The organism is Spirulina sp. CS-785/01, assembly GCF_028330525.1.
In the GTDB taxonomy this organism is placed as follows: domain Bacteria; phylum Cyanobacteriota; class Cyanobacteriia; order Cyanobacteriales; family Spirulinaceae; genus JAQMSD01.
Window position 1 is genome coordinate 1 of sequence record NZ_JAQMSD010000307.1, and the last position, 6,140, is coordinate 6,140.

General features: G+C 44.6%; 3 protein-coding genes. 2 read left to right on the top strand and 1 reads right to left on the bottom strand.

Features of this window, described 5'->3' with window-relative positions; translation table 11 throughout:
• Window positions 1-108: 108 nt before the first annotated feature.
• Window positions 109-1,149, bottom strand: coding sequence for a polysaccharide pyruvyl transferase CsaB (gene csaB, locus PN462_RS20220; protein WP_272130644.1), 1,041 nt, complete (start codon window positions 1,147-1,149; stop codon window positions 109-111).
• A 55-nt stretch (window positions 1,150-1,204) separates the two neighbouring features.
• On the opposite strand from csaB, the gene PN462_RS20225 reads away from it, so the two are divergent.
• Both PN462_RS20225 and PN462_RS20230 read left to right on the top strand, forming a co-directional pair.
• Window positions 1,205-1,720 carry a hypothetical protein gene (locus PN462_RS20225; protein WP_272130645.1) on the top strand — a complete coding sequence of 172 codons (516 nt, stop codon included), beginning with the start codon at window positions 1,205-1,207 and terminating at the stop codon, window positions 1,718-1,720.
• A 222-nt stretch (window positions 1,721-1,942) separates the two neighbouring features.
• Entirely contained in the window at window positions 1,943-5,713 is a 3,771-nt protein-coding gene (locus PN462_RS20230) for a CHAT domain-containing protein (RefSeq protein WP_272130646.1), read from the top strand.
• Window positions 5,714-6,140: the final 427 nt, after the last annotated feature.

Here is a 6,140-nt window from a genome sequence, read left to right on the forward strand (position 1 = left end):
CAATCCTCAATCCCCAATTACCAATCCTCAATCCCCAATTACCAATCCTCAATCCCCAATTACCAATCCTCAATCCCCAATTACCAATCCTCAATCCCCAATTACCCATTACCAATTATTCAACAATTCTCCATGTAACGCCGCCCGATCGCGCAATGATTCAATCTGGGCCACCTCTAAAGGCAGTCCATTGGCATAATAGTCTAACCATGCCTTAGAAATCACATTGGGATCATCCGGTATCTCCTCTAACTCCCAACCCGGTAAGTCTAAATCTTCCATCAATTGACTCACCTTCGGATCATAACTGAGGGCAAAACAGCGACATTGTTGCGAAGCGGCCATAATTAACCCATGTAACCGCATTCCAATGGCCATTTCTACCCCATCAAAAATCCCCATCAGTTGTTGGGGGGTGTCGGGGGTGAGAATAGAGTGAATACCGGGGAGTTGTTGGGCCACCGCTTCGGCCATCTCTAAATCCTGGGCAGGGTGAAACGGTAACAGTAACAGACTGGTGTCTGTGGCTTTCTGAAAGCTGATTAAGGCTTGGGTGAGGTGATTCAACCTTTGCCGGGTGAGACGGGGGTGAGGACGCAATATAACCGCCACTCTGGGCGCGTGAATGTCGCCGAGGCCGGGATAGGGTTGGGGAGTTAAGGCCCAGACAGGATCAGGGGCTAAAAGAGGGTTAATCTGCCATTGTTGCAGGAGTTGGGCCGAAGCCTTATCTCGGACGGATACCCCAACACACCCTAACAGGGTTTGCCGCGTCAGCCAACGGGTGAAAGACCGTTTCAGGGGACCAATACCCTGGGCCCAGGCAATGGTCTTTAAACCCCGTTGCTGCGCTAGTCCCATCAATCCTCCATAATATAAGGGACTCCGCCAACTGGTGGTGTCTTGCATGAGACTCCCACCCCCCCAAATAAAATACTCTGACTCTCCCATTGCTTCTAGGACCCGAAAGGCGGAATTGCGATCGCAAGTAATTACCCCATAGCGATCGTAAGTCGCTTGAGGATTCCCTGACAACACAATCGGCTGCACCTGCGAGGGCAACATCTGCAACAGAGACGCTAACAACGCCTCATCCCCCCCATTCCCTTTTCCGTAGTACCCGCACAAAATCGCTCGCACATCTCCCATAATTTTTTCTCAGTGGCACAATTGAGGTATATCCCAAAATCCTACCGATTAAACGATGCAAGGTAAAATTGTCTGGCAAAAAAATAGCCCCAACCCAGAGAATACAGAGAACTTTACACGGATTCAGCAATGGTGGGAAAGTCTAACTGATCAAGAAGTCACCTTTGCTCAACGTCTGCTTCCAGAAACGGAAAATCCCTATGATCTGGATTGGACTCCCCAACGCTTTGATGAGCGATTTAAAATACAATCTCCCCGTATTGGGGGAATTACCCTATATTGGCAACAACCCAACAACGACCAAGAACGTAGCATTACTGCCCGCAAACTGGAGTACAACACCACCAATCAAGAATTATTTATTTTCTCTCAAGCACAACAACAGGTTGTTTTACGAGTCGCCATTCCAGGCATTCATTACGACGCAGTTAAAGTCAAAAATCCCCAAATGGCCGGGACACAACAAGGGGAAAATCAAATCCTTCTCTTACGAGATGCTTCCCAAAAAGTAGAAATTGAACTCACCCTCAGCCCAGCACAAGTTGATAAACTAAAAGAAATTTTGGGATAAAAAAATTTTTTTCGTAAGCAGTCATTGTAACCCCTAAAGGGCTTACTACGAACTTATAAGGATTAACCGGATGTCACATAACTTCCTTCTTCTGCCTGCCTTCTGCCTCCTTCCTTCGGATACTGGTGACTGATATGTGATGGAGATCAGAAGATTGCCGAAATTGAAGTGTTACAACTGAATTAAATTGATATGGTCTCCCAATTTCTCGGAGTTTCGACTATGAGCTACTCATTGCAATTTCCTTATTGCACAATAGGTATTCTTGCTAGTGGACTGACAATTCTTTGTTCAAACACTACCCTGTCTCAACCCATTCCTGCTCAGGATGGAACTGGAACAACCATTCAGCAAAACGGCCAAGAATATATAATCCAAGGAGGGACTTATTCCGAAGATCAGGTTAATTTATTCCATAGTTTTAGTCAGTTTGGACTGGATGCGGGAGACGTTGCTAATTTTCTCAGTAATTCTGATGTCCAAAATATTTTAGGACGGGTGACAGGAGGACAACGGAGTTTAATTAATGGCCAACTCCAAGTCACAGGAAGTAATGCCAATTTATACTTAATGAACCCCGCAGGGATTATTTTTGGCCCTAATGCTACCTTAAATATCAATGGGGACTTTTTCGCTACCACGGCCACCGGAATTGGATTTAATCCAGATAACTGGTTTAATGCAGTGGGAGACAATAATTATAGTCAACTCAACGGCACACCGTTTCAATTTGCCTTTGATCATTCCCCAGTTGGTGCAATTGTGAATACAGGAGAGTTAACGGTTTCCCCAGAACAAAATGTTACCCTTTTAGGGGGAAATGTTGTTAATACAGGAACCGTTACATCTCCAGGAGGAACTATTACTATGGCCTCTGTTCCGGGTAGTAGTTTAATTGAACTATCTCAAGCCAATACTATTCTCAGTCTCACTGTTAAACCTCCTAGGGATAATAATGGGAACATTCTCCCTTTTTCTCCTCTAGATTTACCGGAATTATTAACGGGAGTTGATACGGATATTACTGCAACAAACGATAGCATTACAGTGAATAATACTACTATCCCCCTTGATAGTGCAACCAGTGTTATTGCGGGAACAATAGATACTTCTTCCTCTGAAGCAGGAGGGACTATAAATATTTTAGGAGATAAAATTGCTTTATTGGGTGCAAGTCTTGACGCTTCTGGGTCAACAGGGGGGACGGTTTTAGTGGGGGGAGACTATCAAGGAGAAGGGACTTTTTTTAATGCGTCTCGTACTCTTGTGGATGCTGAGTCTAGTATTTTAGCCAATGGAGAAATAAACGGAGAAGGGGGAACTGTTATTCTTTGGTCGGATGAAGTGACGGGGTTTTATGGGTCAATTTCTGCAACGGGAGGAGAGGGGTTTGTGGAGGTGTCAGGGAAAGAGACGTTGATTTTTGAAGGGGATGTGGATGTGACTGGGGGGACGTTACTTTTAGACCCAGAAAATATTACAATTTCTGATAATGCGAGTAGTGCGGGTGTAGATGCTTCTCTACCCGATATCTTGCAAAATGATTTTGTGGGAGAAGATGTTACGATTGATAAAGACCAGTTACTCGGACTCTCTGATACTTCTATTCAATTAGAAGCGACTAATGATATTATTATTGAGGATGGGATTAATTTAAGTTGGGATGATGCAGCAAATATAAGCTCTATCACTTTTAAAGCAGATAGTGACTTTGATGGGAATGGTGGCTTTTTTATGAATAGTAATAATTCGATTACAGTGGAGGGAGGTGATATTAATATAGAAGGAGCAACGATTTCAGCAGGAAGTTTAAATACCACTGTAACCACAGGTGCTGGAGGAAATGTTACTTTATCAACAAAGGATCACGTTTCTTTTGGAGGAAATATTACTTTTACCAGTATTAATACTTCCCCCGCAGAAGACATAGGTGGAAATGTCAAAATTGAAGCGAATGGGTTGGTTTTGGGGACAGATACGGGGATAACAATTAATGCGAGTGGGTGGGAATCGGGAGTTGTAGAAATTACCCATGATGGGGGTTCTGATAATGTTGATTTTGTGGTTGGTGGTGCAACGGTTAATGGAATAGCAGGAAAAATTGAAGCGAGTTCATTTTCAGAGACAAATATCATCACGTCTCAAACGTTTTCGATGACTGAAAATACTTCGACTCAGCAAGTAGGAGAGACGATTTTTATTACTTCTGTTAATTCCCCTCCGTCTGTATCTGCTTTCCCTGCTTTAGCGTTAGAGAGTGGAGAAACAGTGACGATTAGTTATGAGGATTTATCGGGATATGTGAGTGATGTTAATAATGATAATCTGACGTTAAATCTAGATAATATAACCAGTCTCGGAAAATTAACTTTAAATGGGGTAGAGATTACTGGACAAACGGGGACAATTTCTCTTAATCCGGGAGATGTTCTAGAATATATTGCACCGGAGCAGATCAATAGTACAATTAATTTATTTGATTTAGGGGGAAGTGATATTCTTTCCTTGAGTAATCGAGAATTTTACAGTGCGACTGTCAGTGATATTGCTCCAGAAATTGCTCCAGAGCCTACTCCAGAGCCTACTCCAGAGCCTTTAGTTGATCTTGCAGTAATTACCGATGAGTTCCGGTTATGTCCTCCCAATTGTAGTGATGAGAATAGTAGTAATGAGATTACTGTGTTAGACGCAACGGAGACTAATTTCTCAGATGTCATTAATCCTGTGGCAACTCTAGAAGCACAGTACAGTCAGGAGTATAGTGACTATTGGAATCAATCTTTCCCGGAGATTCCTACGTTAGAGGATGCACAACAAACCTTACAAAATATAGAACAAGCGACTGGCGTTAAACCTGTGTTGTTTTATGCGCAGTTTGCGTCCCAAGGGGGAGGGGATGGACAAACAACGGTGAAGGAGGCCAGGAAGGATAATTCTAAGGGAGAGAATGGGGATTTTCTGGAATTAGTGTTAATTCAATCGGAGGGGACTCCGGTTCGCATTCCTCTGCGAAATGTGACACGGGAGGAGGTGTTAGAGAAGGCGGGAGAGTTACGTCGTAATTTAACAAATCTTCGGCGGCCTGGGGGGTTTGTAGCGGCTTCTCAACAATTGTATGAGTGGTTAATTGCTCCGGCGGAATCTGTGTTAAAAGAGTGGGAGATTGAGAATATTGCGTTTATTTTAGATGAGGGATTGCGGTCTGTTCCGATCGCAGCGTTATCTAACGGGGAAGAATTTTTAATTGAACGCTATAGTGTTGGCCTGATGCCGAGTTTGGCGTTAACGGATACGGAATATACGCCGATTCAGTCTTCTTCGGTGTTGGCGATGGGATCACAACGGTTTAATACACCGGAAGTACAGCTTGAACCGTTACCCTCTGTTCCCGTAGAGTTGGAGATTATTACCCAACAGGCTTGGAAGGGGACGGCTTATGCAGACGAGGCGTTTACGGAACAGCGTTTGCTTAATGCGCGATCGCAAACGCCCTATGGCATTGTCCATTTAGCAACCCACGGGGAATTTCAACCCGGCCAGTTAGGCAATTCTTATATTGCCTTCCAAGATCATTTACTCACCTTACCCGAAATTCGGGACTTAAAATTTTATAGTCCCCAAGTGAATTTACTGGTGTTAAGTGCCTGTCGGACTGCATTGGGTGATCCCGACGCAGAATTAGGCTTTGCGGGACTGGCGGTGGGGTCTGGGGCCAAAAGTGCTTTGGGGAGTCTTTGGTATATCTCAGACCGAGGAACATTAGGCTTTATGAGTCGCTTTTACGAACAACTCCAAGATGCTCCCATTAAAGCTGAAGCCTTGCGTCAAACTCAATTGTCCATTTTGCGGGGTGAAGTGTATTTTGAGGATGGGTTTTTAGTGACTCCTGAAAATCGCTATCCTCTCCCTGCGGAGTTGGCAGAATTAGGCAACCAAGATTTACGCCACCCCTATTTCTGGAGTGCGCTCACTTTGATTGGTTCTCCGTGGTGAAGCACCACGGAAAAACGTCAGTAATCCCCCCAAAGGCTTGTGTTTTGGGGGGTTCACCCGTCAGGGTAGATGAGGGAAACGCTCAGGATGGATTGAGGTTGGTTGATGGGACATACGTCTCGGTAGGGGTTCAACAGATACAGGAGAGGAGTAATACGCGATCGCCAGCGTCGGAATAATTAACGTAAGTAATGCGATCGTTGTACCAATAACTCTGGACCACCTATGACTAGGAGGTTCAGAAGGATTGGTGGATAAACCACTAGATTCCATAGGGGATTTTGAATTCAACAAAAGATTCGTAGGATTCCCCCACCTCGGAACAGGTGGGGGAGGAAAGCGGGTGAGTCGATACCGTTTCTCCTGCGGAGACGCTGCGCGAACGATGCGGTTGAGACTCACAATCTCTTAGGCTACGCATAGACCA

Excerpts from the sequence above, each read along its gene's own strand:
- csaB (WP_272130644.1), bottom strand. The coding sequence starts at position 1,149 with ATGGGAGATGTGCGAGCGATTTTGTGCGGGTACTACGGAAAAGGGAAT.
- PN462_RS20225 (WP_272130645.1), top strand. The coding sequence starts at position 1,205 with ATGCAAGGTAAAATTGTCTGGCAAAAAAATAGCCCCAACCCAGAGAAT.
- PN462_RS20230 (WP_272130646.1), top strand. The coding sequence starts at position 1,943 with ATGAGCTACTCATTGCAATTTCCTTATTGCACAATAGGTATTCTTGCT.